The organism is Luteitalea sp. TBR-22, from assembly GCF_016865485.1.
Lineage (GTDB): Bacteria > Acidobacteriota > Vicinamibacteria > Vicinamibacterales > Vicinamibacteraceae > Luteitalea.
Genome location: NZ_AP024452.1, coordinates 5,319,545 through 5,340,211, shown reverse-complemented (window position 1 = coordinate 5,340,211; position 20,667 = coordinate 5,319,545). Strand labels below are relative to the sequence as shown.

Genomic DNA, 20,667 nt, shown 5'->3' with positions numbered 1-20,667 from the left:
ACGACGAAGGCCGTCTGAATGCCGACTGTGACCATCATCGGCGGCGGACTCGCCGGCAGCGAGGCGGCGTGGCAGGTCGCCTCGCGTGGCATCCCCGTGCGGCTGCACGAGATGCGTCCGGTGCGCCCGACCGAGGTACACCAGTCGGACGGCCTCGCGGAACTGGTGTGCAGCAACAGCTTCCGCGGCGACAAGCTCGACAACGCGGTGGGCCTGCTGAAGCACGAGATGCGATCCCTCGGCTCGCTCATCATGCGGTGCGCGGAGGCGACGCGCGTGCCGGCGGGTGCAGCGCTTGCCGTCGATCGCGTGCTCTTCTCGAGGGCCGTCACCGAAGCGGTCACCAGTCATCCCCTGATCGAGGTGGTACGTGGCGAGGTGCCGGCGATTCCCGATCCGGCCAGCACGGGCGGTCCCGTCGTCATCGCCACCGGGCCACTGACCTCCGACGCCCTGTCGCAGGACATCGTCCGCCTCGTCGGCGCCGAACACCTGTCGTTCTACGACGCCATCAGCCCGATCGTGCTCGCCGAGACGATCGACATGTCGGTCGTGTACCGCGCCTCACGCTGGGGGCGAAGCTTGCGCGCGACGGAGCAGGACGGCCGGTTCGGCGCAACCGAGCCGGCCCGACGCAGCGAGAGCGCCGACACGGTGCCCGATCCCCAGTCGTCGGTGTCCGGCCCTGCCTGCGGCGTCTACGACGGCGAGGGCGACTACCTGAACTGCCCGATGACCGAGGCCGAGTACCGCGCGTTCTACGCGGCGCTCACCACCGCGGAGTCGGCCACCGTGCACGACTTCGACAAGGCGCAGTTCTTCGAGGGCTGCCTGCCGATCGAGGTGATGGCGCATCGTGGTCCCGACACGCTGCGCTTCGGCCCGATGAAGCCGGTCGGCCTGCCCGATCCACGCACCGGCCGCCTGCCGTTCGCGGTCGTGCAGTTGCGACAGGACACGCTGGCGGGCGACCACTACAGCCTCGTCGGCTTCCAGACGCAGCTGAAGTGGGGCGAGCAGGCGCGCGTGCTGCGGATGATCCCGGGGCTCGGACATGCCGAGTTCGTCCGCTTCGGCATGGTGCACCGCAACACGTACATCAACGGCCCCACGGTGCTGCGTCCCACGTGGCAGGTGCGGATGCGCGACGACCTGTTCTTCGCCGGCCAGGTGTCCGGTGTCGAGGGGTACGTCGAGTCGGCGGCCTCGGGGCTGCTCGCCGGCATCAACGCCGCACGAGTCGCCCTCGGCCAGGCGTGCGTCGTCGCCCCGCGCGAGACGGCCATCGGGGCGCTCGCCTACTACGTGTCGCACGCCGAGGCGAAGTACTACCAGCCGTCCAACATCACGTTCGGGATCATGCCTCCGCTCGCCGAACGGCCCAGGGCCGGTCGCGGTCGCCGGCAGGGCGGTCCCGGCAAGAAGGAACTGCGCAACCGGGCGCTCTCCGAGCGAGCGCTTGCGGCCCTCGATGGCTGGCTGGGCGAGGTCGTGCCCGTCGGCGTCGGCGCGTGAGGCGCGGCCCGACGACGCGGCCGGGGCGACCGGTCGAGCCGGTCACTCGCGAGGTCGATGCCGCGTCGCCGCTGCGCGACGCCATCCGCGCCTTCGGCGATCACCTCGCGCTCAACCGCAACGCGTCGGAGCACACGGTCCGGAACTACGACGCCGACCTGGTGCAGTTCCTCTACTTCCTCGGCGCCTCGACCGGCACGCCCCGTCACGCCCTCACGCCGGCCCACGTGACGCCCGATGCGATCCGCGGCTTCCTCGGCGAGCTCCACGCGCGTGGCAACAGTCGATCGACGGCAGCCCGCCGCATCTCCGCCCTCAGGAGCTTTGCGCGCTATCTGCGGCGGGAGGGCGTGCGAGACGACGACCCGGCGGCGCTGGTGGGGAGCCCGCGGCGCGAGCACCGTGTGCCACAGGTGCTGTCGGTGGACGAAGTCACCGCGCTCATCGAGACGCCCGACACGTCCACGCCGCTCGGCCGTCGCGACCGCGCCATCCTCGAGCTGTTCTACGCGTCGGGCCTGCGGTTGTCCGAGCTGGTCGGCCTCGACGTGCAGGACGTCAACCTGACGTCGCGGATGGTGCGCGTGATGGGCAAGGGGCGCAAGGAACGCCTCGTGCCGTGCCACCAGAAGGCGACCGATGCGGTCCGTGCGTGGCTGAAGGACCGTGCCGTGCTCGTGGCGCAGGCGGCCGCGATGGACCCCGGCGGCGTCCCCGGCAGGCGCCGGGGCGCGCCCGAGGATCCCCTGTTCGTGAACTATCGCGGCACCCGCCTCACGCCACGGAGCGTGCATCGCCTCGTGACGCGGTACGTGGCGCTGTGCACCACGCGCTACGGCATCAGCCCGCACGCGCTGCGCCACTCCTTCGCCACGCACCTGCTCGAGCGCGGCGCCGACCTGCGGGCGATCCAGGAACTGCTCGGCCACGTGGAGCTGACGACGACGCAGCGGTACACGCAGGTGGACGTGCAGCACCTGCTGGCGGTCTACCGCGCCGCGCACCCGAAGGCGAAGTGACGTGTGACGTGTGACGTCTAACGTCTGACGTCTGACGTTGCAACGCCTGACGCCAGGGCCGGTCTCCTGTGCCCGGTGTCCGGTACCCGGTGCCGAGACTCCCGACTCCCGGCTCTCCCTTACATGACCATCGGGGTGCCCAGGGCGGGGCGGCGACTGCGGGGGAAGTCGATGCCGAGCGTCTTGATCTTGTAGTTCATCACGCGCGGACTGATCGACAGCAGTTCCGCGGCGTCCTTCTGCACCCAGTTGGCCATCTTCAGGGCCTCGATCACCGCCTGCCGCTCGATCTCCTCGAGGGGGATCCCCTGCGGCGGGATCTTGACGACGCTGTGGGCGGCGTCGTGCGAGGACTCGGCGGCGCTCGTCCCGCCGATGCGCAGGTCCTCGGCGGTGAGCAGGCGATCCTCGGCCAGCAGCGCGGCGCGCTCGATCGTGTTCTCGAGCTCGCGGATGTTGCCGGGCCAGTTGTAGCGCATCAGCAGCTTCAGGGCATCGGGCGTCACGCCCTCGATGCGCTTCTTCAGCTCGACGGCGAACCGCTTGATGAAGAAGTTGGCCAGCGCCGGGATGTCCTCCTTGCGCTCGCGCACCGGCGGCATCTCGATCTGCACGACGTTGAGGCGGTAGTACAGGTCCTCGCGGAAGCCGCCCTGCTCGACCATCGCCGCCAGGTTGCGGTTGGTCGCGGCGATGAGGCGCACGTCGACGCGGATGGTGCGCGTGCCGCCGAGGCGCTCGAACTCGTGCTCCTGCAGCACGCGCAGGATCTTGGCCTGCGTGTTGGCGCTCATGTCGCCGATCTCGTCGAGGAACAGCGTGCCGCCGTCGGCCTGCTCGAAGCGTCCGATGCGCTGCTTGTCGGCGCCGGTGAAGGCGCCGCGCTCGTGGCCGAACAGCTCCGATTCGAGCAGGTTCTCCTGCAGGGCCGCGCAGTTCACCTTGACGAAGTTGCGCGCCGAGCGGAGCGAGTTGTGGTGGATCGCGCCGGCGATCAGCTCCTTGCCGGTGCCGGTCTCGCCGTTGATCAGCACGGTGGTGTTGCTCTTGGCGACCTTCTTCACCACGTCGAGCACGCGCTGCAGCGCGCCGCTGGCGCCGATGATGTTGTCGAACTGGTAGATGCCGCCCTGTTCGTGGCGAAGGTAGTCGACCTCGTTGCGCAGGCGCCGGTGCTCGAGCGCCTTGTCGATCTTGACCTCCATCTCCTCGATCTCGAACGGCTTGGGCACGTAGTCGAAGGCGCCGATCTTCATCGCCTCGACGGCCGTGTGCACCGAGCCGAACGCGGTCATCAGGATGACGGCGGTCTGCGGCTGCAGCGCCTTGGCGGTGCGCAGCACGTCGAGCCCGTCGCTGCCGCCCATCTTGAGGTCGCTCAGCACGACGTCGAAGTTCGTCTCGTGCAGGCGCTCGATGGCGACATTGCCGTTGTTGGCCTCCGTGATGTCGTGCCCGGCCTCGGTGAGGGCGCGGGCGAGCGCGCGGCGGAGGGAATCGTGGTCGTCGGCAACGAGGATGCGGCCCATGGTGGAGTCTCGAGAATTCGCAATTCGAAATTTGAAATTGGCCGTGGTGACGGCGCCGCCGTCACCGCGGCCTCGGCCCGCCTGGCGCCCCGTTGTCGCTCTGCGGGAGTGGCGCGTGCTCCATCGACGGCTTCAGCGGCAGCAGCAGACGGAAGCAGGTGCCGCTGCCGTCGAGCCCCGGCTGGACGTCGATCCGCCCCTCGTGCGCGTCCACCACCTTGCGCACGATCGCGAGGCCGAGGCCCGACCCGCGCGGCTTGGTCGTGAAGAACGGGCTGAAAATCCGCTCCTGCATCGCTTCCGGGATGCCCGGCCCATCGTCGATCACCGTGACCTCGACACCCGCGCCGGGCGGGTGATCCGGCGTGGACGGGATCGGCAGCCGATCGAGCGCGGTGGCCTGGATGATCAGGCGACCCTGCCCGTCGAGGGCTTCGAGGGCGTTGGTCAGCAGGTTGGTGAACACCTGGCGCAACTGGTGGCCGTCGCCCTGCACGGGTGGCAGGTCCTCCGGGACATCCACCGAGATGGCCACATGGCCGCGCTTCACCAGGCTGTCGGCCATGTGCAGCGAGTCCTGCACCAGTTCGGCCACCGACACGTCCTCGACCTGCAGCCGCACGGGCCGCACGAAGTCGAGCACCTCGAGGACGATGGCGTTGGCCATCTTGGCCTCGCCGATGATGTCGGCCAGCATCGACTGGGCCTCGGGGTTGTCCGACAGGCGCCGCTTCAGCAGTCCCGCCATGACCTCGATGCCGGCCAGCGGGTTCTTGACCTCGTGGGCGATCGCGGCCGCCATCTCGCCGAGCGCCGCGAGGCGATCGCGCAGCCGCTCGCGTTCCTCGAGTTGCTCGACACGCGTCAGGTCGCGGAAGAAGAGTGCCGCGCCAGACACGATGCCGAGGGCGTCGCGGACCAGCGACAACGTGAAACCGATCGAACGCCCGGTCCGGGCCAGCTTCACCTCGGCCCGGTTGGGCAGCGGGTCGCTGCCGAAGGCCCCCTCGAGGACTCGGACCATTTCCGGGACGTCGGCCAGGACGGCCGAGATGGGGCGGCCGACGTCGGCCGAGCCCGGCAGCATGTCGAGCGAGGCATACGCCGCGTCGTTGATCGCCACCAGGGTGCCGTCGCGACGAATCACGATCACCCCATTGCGCATGCCGGAGATGAGGTCCCGATAGAACCGCTCGGGGACCAGATCGACCTGCTGGTGGGCAACGGTCCGGTTCGACGCGCCGGCGCCTCCGGGTGCTGGTGACGGTTTCAGCCTGTATGCGCGCATGGGCCCGCTCGGCAGATTACATTCAATGCGTATGCCGGTTACAGTTTGGCCACCGGCGGGCAAATTTCGAGCGACACATGGGCCACGGATCCATAGCCTTGGATAGCCTGATCCGACAATTCTTGTAATCCAATTACAAGAATCGGCACGACACGAGTGTCAGTTGAGGCTCAGTTCGGCTCGGGCGGGGCCGCCTCGAGCAAGGCTTCCCATTCCGCCATCCGGTCGCCGACCTCCCACATCAGCGCCTGATGACGGTCGATCACGGGTTTGGACGCCACCGGGTCGTCGTAGAAGCCGGGCCGTGACATGTCGGCCTCGAGCGCCTTGATGTCGCGCTCGCACTCGGCGATGCGCGCCTCGACGCGAGCCACCCGCTCCTGATGGGCTTCCCAGGCGCGGCGCACCCGGCGTTGTTCGGCCTCGAGTCGTTTGCGTTCCTCGCGATCTATCGCCGGCGCCGGCTTGTCTGCGGCAGCCGTGGCCGCAGGCGTCGCGACGGCCGCGGCGCTCCTGAGGGGCCGGGCATCGGGAGTCGGGGGGCGGGACGTGGCGGGCGGCGCGCCTGGTGTGGCTTGACGCCCCACCGGGATCGGCGGCCGACCAGCGGGGGCCTGGACCGAGGCCCCTCGTTCCTCACGCTGGGCCTGGCTCCAGCGGAACTCCTCGTAGGTGCCCGGGTAGACCAGCGCCTCGCCATGCCCGACCGCGATGATCTTGGTGGCGAGTCGATCCACGAAGTAGCGATCGTGCGACACCAGGATGAGCGTGCCGTTGAAGCTCTCGAGGGCCTCGAGCAGCACGTCCTTGGAGTCGAGGTCGAGGTGGTTGGTCGGCTCGTCGAGCAGCAGGAGGTTGGCCGGACGCAGCAGCATCCGCGCCACCGCAAGGCGGGTCCGCTCGCCTCCCGACAGCACTCCCGCCTTCTTGTAGACGTCGTCGCCCGCGAACAGGAAGCCGCCGAGGATGTTGCGGATGGCCGGCACCATGTGCACGGGCGACCCGTCGGCGAGCGTCTCGTACACCGTTCGCGTCGGCTCGAGCCGATTGGCCTCGTCCTGCGCGAAGTACTGCATCACCACCTGATGCCCCTCGGTGCGCGTCCCCGAATCGGGCGCTTCGGCACCCGACAGCATGCGCATCAGCGTCGACTTGCCCGCGCCGTTCGGGCCGACCAGGGCGACGCGATCGCCGCGCTCGATGAGCAGCGACAGGTCCCTGAAGATGACCTTCTCGTCGTAACGCTTCCCGACGTGCGACAGCTCGAGCACCGTGCGGCCGCTCTTGGCGCACTCGGGGAAGGTGAAGTGCACCTTCTTGCGCTCGGGTGGCACGTCGATCGGGACGATCTTCTCGAGCGCCTTGATCCGACTCTGCACCTGGGCGGCCTTGGTCGCCTTGTAGCGGAACCGGTCGATGAACATCTTGATCCGCGCCACTTCCTCGTCCTGCTCGCGCTTCATCGTCCGGAGCCGCTCCATCCTGGCCTCGTGCTCGCGCAGGTAGAAGGAGTAGTTGCCGTGGTAATCGGTGATGGTCCGCAGGCTCAGGTCGGCGATGCGCGTGACGACGGCGTCGAGGAAGAAGCGGTCGTGCGACGTCAGGATGACCGCGCCGGGATACTCGTGGAGATACTCCTCGAGCCAGTTGCGGGCATCGAGATCGAGATGGTTGGTGGGCTCGTCGAGCAGCAGCAGCCCGGGACGCTGCAGCAGCAGCTTGGCCAGCGCGATGCGCATCTGCCAGCCGCCCGAGAACGTCTCGGTCGGCTTGTCCATGTCGGCCTCCTCGAAGCCGAGGCCGCGCAGCACGGTGGCCACCCGCAGGTCCATCGTGTAGCCGTCGCGTCGCCGGAACTCCTCCTGTCCCTCGCTGTACCGGACCAGGACCGCCTCGTGCGCGGCGTCGTCCAGCGTCGTGTCGGCCAGTCGTTCCTCCAGCTGGTGGAGCTCGTCCTTCAGCGCCAGCAACGGCCCGAACGCCTGCCGGGCCTCCTCGACGAGGGTGCGGCCGCCATACTCGAGCCCGTCCTGCGGGAGGTAGCCGATCGTCAGGTCGGCCGGGGTGACCACCTCGCCGGCATCCGGCTCGTCGAGGTGGGCGAGGATCTTCAGGAGGGTGGTCTTGCCGGCGCCGTTCGGGCCGCAGAGCCCCACCCGGTCCCGCGCGTTCAGCTGCCACGTGACGTCGTCGAGCAGCACCCGGTCCGCAAACGCTTTTCTGAGTCCGACCAACTGCAGCATCGCCCGTGATCGTACCGCCTCTCACGAGGAAGGCCGCCGTCGCTCGGCCGGGACGGCATTCGCAACGCGTCGGGTACTTTCGGTGCACGTAAACGCTGCCCCTCGGGAGGGACCCCGGGCCGGTCGGTGTGCCCGCCGCGGCCGGGCTCGAGGACGGTCGATCCCGCCGTTCAAGGCGGGAATGTGTGGCAATTCGAGGAAAGTGTGGGTCGGCGACGCTCGAGCGCCGATTTTGGCCGTCAGCTTGCACAATCGACCGGGCAGGAGCGTGCCAATGTCCGTTTCTGTCCTCACCGGAGACCAGCTCCGACACCTCGAGGTGTCCGAGCCGACCATTTCATCCCCCGTGCGTCAGAAGAACAGGACACGGGGAGGCGATGACCCGGGTCCTGCCGCGACGATGACCAGCGACGAGGATCTCGTCACCCGTTCAGCGGGTGGCGACATGGAGAGCTTCAACCAGCTCGTGGTTCGCTGGGAGCGGCCGATCTATGCCCTTGCGTACCGGGTGATCGGGCGCGAGGAAGAAGCGCGCGACCTGGTGCAGGAGGCTTTCCTGCGTGCCTATCGCTCGCTCGGCGGTTTCCGGGGCGATGCCAAGTTCTCGTCCTGGCTGTATCGCATCACGCTCAACCTCTGCCGCGACTGGATCCGTCGGCAGAAGCGGGCGCCCTTCGTGGAGACGCCCGAAGGCGTGGATGTCATCGAGCTGGCCGGCGAGCACGGGCCGGTCGAGTCGGTGGAGGATCTGGTGGCGCGCCGCGATCTGGGCGCTGCCGTGAACCGGGCGATGTCGGCGCTGAGCGAGGATCAGCGCAAGGCCATCGTCCTCAAGGAATACCAGGGGCTCACGTTCCAGGAGATCGCCGATCTGCTGGACTGCCCCTTGAGCACGGTGAAGACCCGCCTGTACCAGGGGCTGGTCGTGCTCCGGCGAGAGCTGGAGCGGCAGGGCATCACGGCCGACGTGGTCCTGCCCGACGCACGACCGGCATCTGGCGCGGAGGCGCGTCGACGCTGACGGCCACGTAAATGAGCGATGTGACGCACTGTCCCGACCCCGAAACCCTGCTCGTCCTGCTCTACGACGATGAGGGGACGCCCTCCGAACGGGTGACCCTGCAGGCCCACGTGGATCGGTGCTCACGGTGCGCCGCCGTGCTCGCGGGCCTCGACACCACGAGGGGCGCCCTCGGCGCCTGGCACGCTCCGCGGCTGCCCCTCGGGTTCTCGATCGTCCGCACGCCGCCGCCATCCCGGTGGCGCTCCGTCGTCTGGACGGGTGGACTGGCCGCCGCCGCCGTCCTGCTGCTGGCCGCCGCCGCGTCGCTGGCCAGGATCGACATCACCTACAACGACCAGGGACTTCGGATCAGGACGGGTGTTGTCGCCGGGGAGGGGCAGGTCGCCTCGATGGCCTCGCCGGCCGTCCCGCAGCCGTCCCGCCCGACCACTACGGCCGTCGCCCCGCCCTCGACCTCTGCTGCGTGGGTGACACAGGCGTCCTCCGGCGAACCGCCCTGGCGCGCCGACCTCGACCTGCTCGCCACGCAGATTCGCGCCGACGTGTCGCGCCTCCTGCAGGAGGCGCAGGCCTCCGCCCCGACCACTGCGTTGCGGGCGTCGGCGGTCGCTCCCGCGGCTGGTCCGGTGCGGCCCGACGTGGCCCAGGCGGAATTGTTGAAGAAGGTCCAGGACCTCCTCGACCAGAGCGAAGTCCGTCAACAGCAGAACCTCGCGCTGCGCGTCACCGAACTGGGGCGGCAGTTCGAGTTGCAGCGCCAGAACGACATCGTCCAGGTCGAGCAGGCCTTCCAGCGCCTGGAACAGCAGCGCAACGAATTGCTGCGCCGGGTCGCCGCGACACAGCCACGGCCCTGATCCGGGCGTCTTTACTCCCGTGCCTTCCGCGTCACGTCGCCGGGGCCCCGCTCCCGGCCGTCTCGCCGCCCTGACGTCGGCGTTCCTCCTTGTCGGCGCCGCAGCCCAGGCGCAGTCCCCGGTGCCCAGCGCGGTCGTCGCGTCGCCGGCGATTGCGGCGGCGACGCCATCGGTCCCCAGCCCCGACGGCGGTCGCGGCGCGACCCTCACGGCGCGCTACCACGTGCGCCAGATGGAGAGCGTGCTGGAACGGGCGGTGGAGCATGCCGCCGACCTCATGCGCCGGCGCCTTCAGGCGGTGACCCCGGACGTGCTCGCCCTGGCTGGCGCCCCGCGGGCCCAGGGCTTCCGCATCGAGGGCTACGGCCTGTTCTTCTCGGTGGAAGTGCCGCGTTTGAGCGAGTCGGTGAACTGGGCGCTCCGCGTGCTGAGCCAGGACCGCGACGAGCGCGTGCTGGCCTCGTTGCAGAAGCTCGCGTCTGCCGAACAGGACCCGATCGTGCGTGCCGACCTCGAGCGCGCCATGCGCACGGTGCAGCTGCAACTGGCCGTGGTAGCGCCCCCGCCCGGGAGCCAGACACCGGCACCGCGGCGTGCGTCGCAGGCCGCCGCTGACGGCCCGCCCAGCGCCGCAGGCGCGAACCAGGCGCCCGCCGCCGAGCCGACGCCCGATCCCAGTGCCGTGTACGAAGCCGAGGTCAAGCAGGCCCTCGTCGACGCCATGCTCGATTACGCGGGTTCCCTGCCGCTCGGCGCCACCGAGTGGGTGACCGTGGCGGCGCGCGATGCCGGCTACGTGGCGTTTCCCGATGCCGTGTCCGACATGGTCACGGTGACGCTCAGCGTGCGCGTCGCCGATCTCGCCGAGTTCCGGGCGCAGCGCCTCACCCGCGACGAGGCCCGCGCCCGTGTCGTCATCCGCGAGTTCTGAGCCGCGCGTCCGCGAGCCGAGAGGCTAGAATGCCGTCCATGCTCCGCCGGGACCGCCGCCTGTTGCTCGCACTGCCCGCACTTCTGCTGACTGCCGGCTGCTTCGGCACTCCCAGGGCCGACGAGGCGCTCGAGGTCTACGAGCTCAAGACCGGCTACGACGATGGCGGCGTCGAGGCAGGGCAGAACCGTCTCCTCCCGACCGTCTCGTTCAAGTTGCGCAACAAGGCGTCGCGCTCGATCAACAGCGTGCAGGTCAACGCCGTCTTCCGCGTGCTCGAGGATCCCGAGGAACTCGGTTCGCAGTCGGTGTGGGCGATCGACTACCAGGGCCTGGCGTCGGGCCAGAGCGTCGGGCCCTTCGTGATGCGATCGCGCTTCGGCTACTCGGGGGAGCAGGCTCGCGTGCAGATGTTCCAGCACCAGGGGTTCAAGGACGTCGTCGTGCAGGTGTTCGCCAAGCAGGGCGGCAACCAGTGGGTCAAGCTGACCGAGCAGGTGGTCGATCGACAGCTGCTCGCGATCGCCCCGGCTCCTGCCAAGGCCGCGCAGTGAGCCGCGGCCCGGCTTCAGAAGCAGCGGTGCCGTCGGCAGCGACGTCGCACCTCGAGCGCCGCCTGTCCGCGTACGACGCGGCAGCCGTCGTCGTCTCCAACGTCATCGGCAGCGGCATCCTCTTCATGCCCGCCATCGTGGCCGGCATGGCGGGCCATCCGGGCGCCATGCTCGCCGTGTGGCTGGCTGGCGGCATCCTGGCGTTCGCCGGCGCGATGGCCTACGCCGAACTCGCCGCGCTTCGCCCGCGCTCGGGCGGCGAGTACGTCTACCTGCGCGAGGCCTTCGGCCCGCTGGCGGCGTTCCTCACGGGCTGGGCCTCGTTCGTCGCCGGCTTCTCAGGGGCGATTGCCGCGACGTCGATGGGGCTCGTCGGCCTGCTCGACCGGTTCTTCCCCGGCGTCGGGAACTCGACGCCCTGGGTGAGCCTGCCGCTCGGCGTGATCTCGCTGAGCCTGTCCCCTCAGCAGCTGCTGGCCATCGTCATCATCGTGTCGCTGTCGGTGGTGCACGGGCTCGGGCTCGGGCCCGGGCGAGTGGTGCAGAACGCGCTGGCGCTCGTCAAGGTGATGGCGTTGGTGGTCTTCGTCGCGGCTGGCCTCTCGTTCGGGCAGGGCACGACCGCCCACTTCATCGCGTCGCCGACCGCCACCTGGACGGTCTCGGGCCTGCTGCTGGCGCTCATCCCGGTGATGTTCAGCTACTCCGGCTGGAACGCCGCCGCCTACATCGCCGAGGAAGTGAAGGATCCGGGACGCAACGTGCCGCGGGCGCTCGCGATGGGGACGATTGCGGTCGTCGTGCTGTTCGTCGCGATGAACGTCGTGTACCTCTACGCCCTCGACGTGCAGGCCATGGCCGCCGTGGAGGTGCGCGTCGTCGACGCTGCGGCACAGGTCCTGTTCGGCCCCGGCGCCGCGACGATGCTGGTCGTGGTCGGCATCTTCATCGCGCTCGGGACGATCAGCGCCAACGTGTTCGCGGGGCCACGCGTGTACTACGCGATGGCGCGCGACGGCCTGTTCCTGCGGGCTGCGGCCCAGGTCAACCCGAGGACCCAGACGCCGCTGGCCGCCATCGTCGCGCAGGCGGTGTGGTGCGTGGTGCTGGTGCTGACCGGGACCTTCGCGCAGTTGGTCAACTACACCGGCTTCACGGTGGTGCTGTTTGCCGGCATCGCCGTCCTGGCGCTGTTCGTCCTGCGCCGTCGTGAACCCGACGCCCCGCGTCCGTTCAAGGCGCTCGGGTATCCCGTGGCGCCGGCACTGTTCGTGGTCGCGAGCGCCGCGATGGTCGTCAATGCGATCTGGCGCGAGCCATTGCCGTCACTGGCGGGCGTCGCCATCCTCGCGACCGGAGTGCCCGTGTACTGGTTGTTCCAGCGCGCACGGTAAGGGCGAACGGCGAACGCCCGCGTCGAGCCTCAGGCCTGGCTTTCGTGCCGCATCAGGCTCGTCGTCACCAGCGCGGCGACAGCGAGATCGACCACCGCGCCACTCCAGAGCTGCGTGATGCCGCTCGACACGGCGAGCGTGCCCCACAGGGCGGCGGCGACCACCTTGACACCCACTCCGAACACCCACAGGTACGGCCGCCGTGCGCCCGACGGCATCAGCCAGGCGCCGACGGCGCTGCCAGCCAGGAAGGCGCCGAGCGAGCCGCCGAACACCCGGGCCGCGGTGGTCCCGAGGCCATCGGCGCCGGGCATCAGCAACCCGGGGCCGAATGCGACGAGGGCCCCTGCAACGACGTTGCAGAGGCCCAGGACGTGCACCAGCAGGCGTGGCGGCATGCGCCACAGGCTAGCTCATTGCCGCTTCAGCGTGGTCTTGTACGAGGTCGTCTCGCCGGCGACGATCGTCACCGTGAAGGTGGCCGTCTCGTACCCTGCCAGGCGCAGTTCGATGCGGTGCGAGCCCTGCGTGATCTTCAGCTTCTGCATGGCGCCGTCGAAGTCGTCGACCAGGCCCGCGTAGAACCCGTCGACATAGACCGCCGCATCGCGTGGCTCCACCTTCAGGCGCACGCCGCCGGTCGGGGCGTCGGGGTCGAACGGATCGGGCGTGGCGTTCTGGCTGCTGTCGGCCGGGGCGTATGTACTGCCGCCGAGGCCGCCCCCGCCGCCGCCGCCCCAGTACGGGTCGGCCCACGGGTAGCCGTAGCCGCCCCAGCCGTAACCCATGCCGCTCCACATCCAGGGATCCCAGAAGTAGCCGAGGCCCAGGGCTCCGTATCCCCACGGGTAGAAATACCAGTCGCCGGGACCCCAGTAGATCGGACCCGAGATGATGGGTGGCAGGGTGGCCACCGAGCCGCGGGGCACGCCGTAGCCGGTGACGGGAGCACCGTTGCGCGGTCGCGAATAGCCGGGTGCCGAGCCGCTGCCCCCGCCGTAGACGGGGCCGCCGCCTCCACCGCCGCCCCCGCGCGTGGTGCGACTGCCGCCGGAGGGACGCGAGACCGGTTCACTCGGCCGGGAAGCCCCCGACCCGCCACCGCCCCACGGCGTACTGCCGCCGTCTCGCGGGACCGCGACGCTGCCGGTGCTCGTCCCGCCCGAACTACCCGACGACGATCCACCCGAGTCGCCCCCCGGATTGCGGGGACGCTGCCCGGCGACGATGGCAGGCACGCCGGCGAGGAGGAAGGCCGCGACGATGGCGGTGCTGACTGTGCTCTTCATGATGCACTCCGGACGCAGGTCCACCCTTGATTTTGCAACAAGCCTGCCACGGCATCGTGATCGCCTGGCGGTGGTGCGAGCTCGCCGCCGTCCGGTGCTGTCCCCCTGAAGCAGCAGCGCGACGTCGCCCGCACAGGACGGTGCCGGCGGGTGTCGTTTCCCCCGCACCGGCCTGCTGCGGGCCAGCCAGCCCGGCCCGGCGCGGCGTGCAGGGTAGGATAGGGAGCCCGTGAGTCCTGCGCGTCCGCTCCTGCTCGGTTTCCTGCTCGCCAGTCTGGTCCCGCTCTCCGCGGCGTGCGGGAAGAAGGGGCCGCCGCTGGCGCCGCTCCGCCCGGCCCCGGCTCTGATCTCGGACGTCTCTGCCTCGAGGCTCGGCGACACGGTGGCCGTCCAGTTCACGGTCCCCACGGGCAATGCCGACAGCTCGAGCCCGGCCGACCTCGCGTACGTCGACGTATACGCGGCGACCGGCAAGGCCGAGGGGCCGCTGGGGCGCGCCCTGACGACCCGGGAGATCGAGACCCTGCTGACGCGTGTCGGACGCGTCGAGGTCCAGCCCCCGCCTCCCCCCGAGGACGAGGACGCCGACCCCAAGGAGAAGGCGGCCGATGCGTCGGGCGCGCCTGCCGTGGCCGACCCACGGCCCGTGCAGGGGCAGGTCGTCCGGGTGGAGGAGACACTCACAGACGCCATCCGATCGACGGTCTTCGAGCATCCTGACAGCGAGAAGATCGCCAAGGTGCGCGCGGCCGTCGGCGACGAGGTGGACGACACGCCGGTGCCGTCCACCGACGGCTCGGGACGCACCCTGCTCTGGCCGCAGCCGTCGCCACAGGTGACCCGCGCGTACATCACCGTTCCCTACTCCACGCGAGGGACCGCCGGCGCGCCCTCGGCCCCAATCGCGGTGCCGATGACCGCGGCGCCCCCGGCGCCGCCCGCCCCGACGGTCACCCACGACGCCTCGTCGGTGACGGTCACCTGGGCGACGCCACCGGGAGTGCAACTGCCGCTGCAACGCACCGTGAGTGCCGAGGACTTCAAGCAGGCCGTGTCGGCCAAGCCCGACGAAGCACTGCTGCCGGCGCGCCCCCTGGTGACCTACGGCACGCCGCACACCTACCGCGTCTACGAGGTCGCAGCGCCCGGTGCGACGACCCCGGTGCCGGCAGCGGCGTTGAATGCGACGCCCCTCGAGACGGGGAGCTTCACCGACCCCCGCATCACGTTCGGCACGCCGCGGTGCTACGCCGTCCGCACCGTCGAGCAGCAGGGCAAGGTCACGATCGAGAGCCCGCTGTCGCCGCCGGCCTGCGTGACCGCCGTCGACACCTATCCGCCTCCGGCGCCGACCGGCCTGGTCGCGGTGGGCAGCGGCGGCGGTGTGTCGCTGATCTGGGAGCCGGTCACGGCCGCCGACCTGGCGGGATATCTGGTGCTGCGCGGCGTGGAAGGCGAGGCGCTCAAGCCGATCACCGAGGCACCGGTGACCGAGTCGACGTTCCGCGACACCACGGCGCAGCCCGGCGTGGTGTACATCTATGCCGTTGTCGCGGTCGACAAGGCGACGCCGGCCAATGCCAGCCCGGAGAGCAACAGGGTCCGGGAGAGCGCCAGGTAGGCAGGCATCGACACAGACGGCCTTCGTCGTTCGGCCTTCCGCCTTCGCCGATGCTTCGGCGGACCGGTGGTCGGCCATCGTGAAGGCTCCGAGCATCCGACGGCCGACGGCCGACACAGAGGGTTGATGGCGAAGATCTTCAGGACCCCGGACGGGTACGTGGTGGAGGAGGGCGGCGCGTTCCGCGCCCTCGAGGGCGACATCTTCGGGGCCTGGCGCGCCGGTGCCGAGGTGGCGGCGCCGTCGCAGGTGCTGGCGCCCGTGACGCCATCGAAGATCGTGTGCATCGGCCTGAACTACAAGGACCACGCCGCCGAGCAGGGCAAGCCGCTGCCGGCCGAGCCGCTGATCTTCCTCAAGCCGTCGAGTGCGATCGTCGACCCTGGCGACGCCATCGTCATCCCCGAGGGCGTCGGCCGCGTCGACTACGAGTCGGAACTGGCCGTGGTGATCGGCCGCCGCGCGACGCGGGTGTCCGAGGCCGAGGCGATGACGCACGTGCTCGGCTACACGTGCATGAACGACGTCACGGCGCGTGACCTGCAGAAGAAGGACGGGCGCTACACCCGGGCGAAGGGCTTCGACACGTTCGCGCCGCTCGGCCCGTGCATCGCCACCGGCCTCTCGCCGGCGGACCTGCGGGTGACCGGCACGCTGAACGGCGTGGTCCGGCAGGACTCGAGCACGCGGGAGCTGATCTTCCCCGTGGCCATGCTCATCGCGTACATCTCGCGGATCATGACGCTGCTGCCTGGGGACGTCGTGTCGACCGGGACGCCGGCCGGCATCGGTCCGCTGCAGGCCGGCGACGAAATCGTGGTGGACGTCGAGGGCATCGGCGCGCTGCGCAACCCGGTGATCGCCGCCTCGTAGCGGCTGGTGTGGGAAGGGCCGGCTCTTCCCTCGACTTCGGTCGGGGCAGGCGAGCCCGGCCGAGAGGAGCAGACATGAAGTTCTTCGTCGATACAGGCAACATCGCGGACATCAAGCGGCTGCATGCGCTCGGGATCGTGGACGGCGTCACCACCAATCCGTCGCTCATGGCCAAGGAGAAGCAGGACCCCAGGGCCATCCTCAAGGAGATCTGCGACATCGTGCAGGGCCCGGTGAGCGGCGAGGTGGTCGCCACCGACCTCGAGGGCATGCTCCGCGAAGGGCGCGAGCTGCGCGAGATCTCCGAGCACATCGTCGTGAAGGTGCCATTCACGCCCGCCGGCGTGCAGGCCTGCAAGACGCTCAGCGACGAGGGCACGCGCGTCAACGTGACGCTGGTGTTCTCGGCCGCCCAGGCCCTCATCGCCGCCAAGGTCGGCGCCTACTTCGTCAGCCCGTTCGTCGGCCGCCTCGACGACATCGGCCACGATGGCATGGGGCTCATCGAGGACATCGTCGAGATCTACGACAACTACGAGTTCACCACGCAGGTGCTCGTGGCGAGCACCCGCGGGCCGCTGCACATCATCGAGGCCGCCAAGCTCGGCGCCGACATCTGCACCTGCCCGCCCGCGGTCATCGAGGCGCTCTTCAAGCACCCGCTCACCGACATCGGCCTCGAGCGGTTCCTGAAGGACTGGGAGAAAGCGCAGCAGAAGTAGCCCATGGCCCACCAGAGCCCGTCCGCGCGCTTCGCCGAGCTCGAGCACCGCGCCGAGCTCGGCGGCGGCGCCGATCGCATCGCCCGCCAGCACGCGGCGGGCAAGCTCACCGCCCGCGAGCGCATCGAGCGCCTCTTCGACCCCGGCACGTTCGAGGAAGTCGACAAGCTCGTCGTCCATCGCTGCCGCGATTTCGGGATGGAAGCGCAGCAGATCCCCGGCGACGGCGTGGTCTGCGGCAGCGGGTGCGTGGACGGGCGCGTGGTGTACGCCTTCGCGCAGGACTTCACGGTCTTCGGCGGGTCGCTGTCGGAGACCAACGCCGCCAAGATCTGCAAGATCATGGATCAGGCCGTGAAGGTGGGTGCCCCCATCGTCGGCCTCAACGACTCGGGCGGCGCCCGCATCCAGGAAGGGGTGGCGTCGCTGGCCGGGTACGCCGACATCTTCCTGCGCAACACGCTCGCCTCGGGCGTGGTGCCGCAGATCTCGGCCATCCTCGGGCCCTGCGCCGGCGGCGCCGTCTACTCGCCGGCGATCACCGACTTCACCGTGATGACCGAGGCCACGAGCTACATGTTCGTGACCGGGCCCGACGTCATCCGGACGGTCACCCACGAGGACGTCACCAAGGAGGAACTCGGTGGCGCCATGACCCACAACGCGCGCAGCGGCGTCGCCCACTTCGCGGTGGCCGACGACGACGCGGCCCTCGCGCTGGTGCGCGACCTGCTGTCGTACCTGCCGTCCAACAACGTCGACGACCCGCCGGTCGCCCCGACCACCGATCCGAGCGATCGCGAGGCGCCCGAGCTCGACACCATCGTGCCGGCCTCGGCGATGCAGCCCTACGACATGCACGAGGTGATCGGCGCGATCGTCGACGAGGGGGTGTTCCTCGAAGTGCAGCAGCACTTCGCCAGGAACCTCGTCGTCGGCTTCGCGCGCATGGGCGGCCGCCCGGTCGGCATCGTCGCCAACCAGCCGGCCCACCTGGCCGGCGTCCTCGACATCGACGCCTCGGTGAAGGGCGCGCGCTTCGTGCGCTTCTGCGACGCCTTCAACATCCCGCTGGTGACCTTCGAGGACGTGCCCGGGTTCCTGCCCGGCACCGTGCAGGAGTTCGGCGGCATCATCAGGCACGGCGCGAAGCTGCTCTACGCCTACGCCGAGGCCACCGTCCCGAAGATCACGGTGGTGACCCGCAAGGCCTACGGCGGCGCGTACTGCGTGATGTCGAGCAAGCACCTGCGCACCGACGTCAACCTCGCCTGGCCGACGGCGGAACTCGCCGTGATGGGTCCCGAGGGCGCCGTCAACATCCTCTACAAGCGCGAGATCGAGACGGCTGCCGACCCGGTGGCGGCACGGGCGGCGCGCGTGGAGGAGTTCCGCGAGGCGTTCGCCAATCCGTACGTCGCGGCGACGCGCGGCTTCCTCGACGAGGTCATCGCCCCGCGCACCACGCGGATGCGCATCTGTCGCGCGCTCGAGCGCCTGCACGGCAAGCGCGAGACGATGCCGCCGAAGAAGCACGGGAACATTCCGCTGTGAGCGCGCGACGCGCGCCCACAGCGAGAGCTGCCGCGATGCCGCGAATGCCGGGAATGTCGAAGGCCATTGCCGCCGCGCAGGCCGGCTTCGAAGGCCGACGGCCGAACTCGCCGCGCGCCAGAGGCGCCCATCGGCGAGTCTGCAATGACGACTTGTCCGCCGAAGCCTTGGCGAAGGCGGAAGGCCCAGTGACGAAGGCCGACCGATGAAGACCATCCTGATCGCCAACCGTGGCGAGATCGCCGTCCGCGTGATGCGGGCCTGTCGCGAGATGGGCATCGGCACGGTCGCCGTGTACTCCGAGGTCGATCGCGAGGCGCGGCACGTGCGCTATGCCGATCGCGCGTTCCCGTTGCAGGGCAATGCGCCCGGCGAGACCTACCTCCGCATCGACAAGCTGATCGCCATCGCGAAGGCGAGCGGCACCGACGCCGTGCATCCCGGCTACGGGTTCCTGGCCGAGAACGAGGACTTCGCGCAGGCCTGCGTCGACGCCGGGCTGACGTTCATCGGCCCGACGCCGGCCGTCATCGCCCGCATGGGCAGCAAGACCGCCGCCCGCGATGCGGCCATCGCCGCCGGCGCACCGGTCGTGCCGGGCACGCAGACGCCCGTGCTGGCCGACGTTCCCGACGCCGAGGTCCAACGGCTCGCCGACGCGGTCGGCTACCCGCTGATGGTCAAGGCGGTGGCCGGCGGCGGCGGCAAGGGCATGCGCGAGGTGCGCAGCGCGGCGGCGCTCGTCGACGCCGTGCACACCGCGCGGTCGGAGGCCCTCGGCGCGTTCGGCGACGCGGCGGTGTACTTCGAGCGCCGCCTCCTGCGCCCCCGGCACGTCGAGATCCAGCTGCTCGCCGACCAGCACGGCACGGTCCTGCCGTTCGTCGAGCGCGAGTGCTCGGTGCAGCGGCGCCACCAGAAGGTGATCGAGGAGTCGCCCGCGCCGCGCATGAGTGTCGAGCTGCGCGCACGCATGGCCGAGGCGGCGGCCTCGGTCGCGCGCACCGTCGGCTACACCAACGCCGGGACGATCGAGTTCCTCGTCGATGCCGAGGACCGGTTCTACTTCCTCGAGATGAACACGCGGCTGCAGGTGGAGCACCCGGTCACCGAGATGGTCACGGGCGTGGACCTGGTGCAGTGGCAGATCCGCATCGCCCGCGGCGAGCGCCTCACGGTCCCGCCCGAGCAGGCACTCGTGCCGCGCGGCCACGCCATCGAGTGCCGGGTCTACGCCGAGGATCCCGACCAGCGCTTCATGCCGCGGCCCGGTCGCATCACCTCGCTGCACGTCCCCGGCGGGCCGGGCATCCGCGACGACGGCGGCGTCGACGTCGGGTTCGAGGTGCCCATCCACTACGACTCGATGATTTCCAAGCTCGTGGCCTGGGGCGCCGACCGCGAGCAGGCGCGGACGCGCATGCTGCGGGCCCTGTCGGAGTACCACGTGGGCGGCATCCCGACCACGCTGCCCTTCTTCCGCTGGATGCTGGAGCAGCCCTCGTTCGTGCGCGGCGAGCTCGACACCACGATGCTCGACACCGAGCTGGAGCGGCGTGCCGGCGAGCCGTTCGCGCCCGCCGGCGACGGCCACCGCGAGGCCGCGGTGCTGGCCGTGGCCGCCTCGGCGTTCCTTGCCAGCCAGCGGCCTGCCGCCGCGGCGGCCCAGCCGCGCAGCTCGACACGCGGCGGCTGGGCTGCCGCGGCCAGGCAGGCCGCCCTCAGAAAGTAGAATTGCCCGGTGGGCATGCGCCTTCACATCGAGCTCGACGGGCAGGTCAGCGAGGTCACCATCGTTGCCGGCGCCAACGCCGGCACGCTCGACCTGCACCTCGACGGCCGCGCGCTGTCCTGCGACGTCCGTGATCTGGGACATGGACGACTCAGCCTGCGCCTGCCCGACGGCGCGATGCTCGACATGGTCGTCGAGGGCGGCGCGCAGCCGGGCGAGCGCCTGGTGCACGTGGACGGCCGGCGACTGCCCGCCCTGGCGTCGACCCGCGCTCGTCGGTCCGCCGGCAGCGGCGCCGCGGCCGGCGGGCCACTGCGCCTCGTCGCGCCGATGCCCGGCAAGGTCCTGCGCGTGCCGGTCGCGGTCGGCGATCTCGTCGAGGCTCGCCAGCCCCTCGTGGTCATCGAGGCCATGAAGATGGAGAACGCGCTCTCGGCAGGCCGGGCAGGCATGGTGCGCGAGGTCCTCGTGCGGGCCGGCGAGTCGGTCGAGGCCGGGCGCCCGCTCGTGGTCGTGGAGTGA

At 70.4% G+C, this 20,667-nt stretch carries 18 protein-coding genes; 13 read left to right on the top strand and 5 right to left on the bottom strand.

Translation table 11 applies throughout. From position 1 onward, the window contains the following. The first annotated feature begins 18 nt into the window (after window positions 1-18). Together trmFO and TBR22_RS22125 are read left to right on the top strand one after the other, a co-directional pair. Entirely contained in the window at window positions 19-1,515 is a 1,497-nt protein-coding gene (trmFO, locus tag TBR22_RS22130) for a methylenetetrahydrofolate--tRNA-(uracil(54)-C(5))-methyltransferase (FADH(2)-oxidizing) TrmFO (RefSeq protein ID WP_239490008.1), read from the top strand. Between the two features lie 71 nt (window positions 1,516-1,586). After that, on the top strand, window positions 1,587-2,534 hold the full coding sequence (locus TBR22_RS22125) for a tyrosine recombinase XerC (RefSeq protein WP_370651550.1): 948 nt from the start codon (window positions 1,587-1,589) through the stop codon (window positions 2,532-2,534). 119 nt (window positions 2,535-2,653) lie between these two features. Here TBR22_RS22125 and TBR22_RS22120 read toward each other — a convergent pair whose 3' ends face one another. From TBR22_RS22120 to abc-f, 3 genes are all read right to left on the bottom strand, one after another. Beyond that, the gene (locus TBR22_RS22120) at window positions 2,654-4,063 is read right to left on the bottom strand and encodes a sigma-54 dependent transcriptional regulator (RefSeq protein WP_239490006.1); all 1,410 of its coding nucleotides are present in this window, start codon (window positions 4,061-4,063) and stop codon (window positions 2,654-2,656) included. Window positions 4,064-4,124: 61 nt separating this feature from the next. Continuing rightward, window positions 4,125-5,351 (bottom strand): nitrogen regulation protein NR(II), encoded by a 1,227-nt coding sequence (locus tag TBR22_RS22115; RefSeq protein WP_239490005.1) that lies wholly within the window; start codon window positions 5,349-5,351, stop codon window positions 4,125-4,127. 170 nt (window positions 5,352-5,521) lie between these two features. After that, window positions 5,522-7,594, bottom strand: a complete 2,073-nt coding sequence (abc-f, locus tag TBR22_RS22110; protein WP_239490004.1) for a ribosomal protection-like ABC-F family protein — start codon at window positions 7,592-7,594, stop codon at window positions 5,522-5,524. 400 nt (window positions 7,595-7,994) lie between these two features. Between abc-f and TBR22_RS22105 the strand changes: the two genes are divergently transcribed. The 5 genes from TBR22_RS22105 (at window position 7,995) to TBR22_RS22085 (ending at window position 12,354) form a co-directional block, all read left to right on the top strand. Beyond that, window positions 7,995-8,615 carry an RNA polymerase sigma factor gene (locus TBR22_RS22105; RefSeq protein ID WP_239490003.1) on the top strand — a complete coding sequence of 207 codons (621 nt, stop codon included), beginning with the start codon at window positions 7,995-7,997 and terminating at the stop codon, window positions 8,613-8,615. 11 nt (window positions 8,616-8,626) lie between these two features. Next, window positions 8,627-9,475: an anti-sigma factor gene (locus tag TBR22_RS22100; RefSeq protein ID WP_239490002.1), complete on the top strand. Its 849-nt coding sequence runs from the start codon at window positions 8,627-8,629 to the stop codon at window positions 9,473-9,475. A 121-nt stretch (window positions 9,476-9,596) separates the two neighbouring features. Beyond that, window positions 9,597-10,406 carry a hypothetical protein gene (locus tag TBR22_RS22095; RefSeq protein WP_239490001.1) on the top strand — a complete coding sequence of 270 codons (810 nt, stop codon included), beginning with the start codon at window positions 9,597-9,599 and terminating at the stop codon, window positions 10,404-10,406. Between the two features lie 38 nt (window positions 10,407-10,444). Further along, on the top strand, window positions 10,445-10,960 hold the full coding sequence (locus TBR22_RS22090; RefSeq protein WP_239490000.1) for a hypothetical protein: 516 nt from the start codon (window positions 10,445-10,447) through the stop codon (window positions 10,958-10,960). A gap of 26 nt (window positions 10,961-10,986) precedes the next feature. Further along, complete coding sequence (locus TBR22_RS22085; protein ID WP_239489999.1) at window positions 10,987-12,354, top strand: APC family permease; 1,368 nt, start codon at window positions 10,987-10,989, stop codon at window positions 12,352-12,354. Window positions 12,355-12,383: 29 nt separating this feature from the next. Here TBR22_RS22085 and TBR22_RS22080 read toward each other — a convergent pair whose 3' ends face one another. Both TBR22_RS22080 and TBR22_RS22075 read right to left on the bottom strand, forming a co-directional pair. After that, window positions 12,384-12,752 (bottom strand): hypothetical protein, encoded by a 369-nt coding sequence (locus TBR22_RS22080; protein WP_239489998.1) that lies wholly within the window; start codon window positions 12,750-12,752, stop codon window positions 12,384-12,386. Window positions 12,753-12,767: 15 nt separating this feature from the next. Then, window positions 12,768-13,643, bottom strand: a complete 876-nt coding sequence (locus tag TBR22_RS22075) for a PEGA domain-containing protein (RefSeq protein ID WP_239489997.1) — start codon at window positions 13,641-13,643, stop codon at window positions 12,768-12,770. A 229-nt stretch (window positions 13,644-13,872) separates the two neighbouring features. On the opposite strand from TBR22_RS22075, the gene TBR22_RS22070 reads away from it, so the two are divergent. From TBR22_RS22070 to TBR22_RS22045, 6 genes are all read left to right on the top strand, one after another. Then, window positions 13,873-15,264 carry a hypothetical protein gene (locus TBR22_RS22070; RefSeq protein ID WP_239489996.1) on the top strand — a complete coding sequence of 464 codons (1,392 nt, stop codon included), beginning with the start codon at window positions 13,873-13,875 and terminating at the stop codon, window positions 15,262-15,264. A 126-nt stretch (window positions 15,265-15,390) separates the two neighbouring features. After that, complete coding sequence (locus TBR22_RS22065) at window positions 15,391-16,137, top strand: fumarylacetoacetate hydrolase family protein (protein ID WP_239489995.1); 747 nt, start codon at window positions 15,391-15,393, stop codon at window positions 16,135-16,137. Window positions 16,138-16,211: 74 nt separating this feature from the next. Then, window positions 16,212-16,859, top strand: a complete 648-nt coding sequence (gene fsa / locus TBR22_RS22060; protein ID WP_239489994.1) for a fructose-6-phosphate aldolase — start codon at window positions 16,212-16,214, stop codon at window positions 16,857-16,859. Between the two features lie 3 nt (window positions 16,860-16,862). Further along, a complete protein-coding gene (locus TBR22_RS22055) occupies window positions 16,863-18,413 on the top strand; it encodes an acyl-CoA carboxylase subunit beta (RefSeq protein WP_239489993.1) in 1,551 nt (516 codons plus the stop codon). A 205-nt stretch (window positions 18,414-18,618) separates the two neighbouring features. Next, window positions 18,619-20,145, top strand: a complete 1,527-nt coding sequence (locus TBR22_RS22050) for an acetyl/propionyl/methylcrotonyl-CoA carboxylase subunit alpha (protein WP_239489992.1) — start codon at window positions 18,619-18,621, stop codon at window positions 20,143-20,145. A gap of 15 nt (window positions 20,146-20,160) precedes the next feature. Then, window positions 20,161-20,667, top strand: coding sequence for an acetyl-CoA carboxylase biotin carboxyl carrier protein subunit (locus TBR22_RS22045; RefSeq protein ID WP_239489991.1), 507 nt, complete (start codon window positions 20,161-20,163; stop codon window positions 20,665-20,667).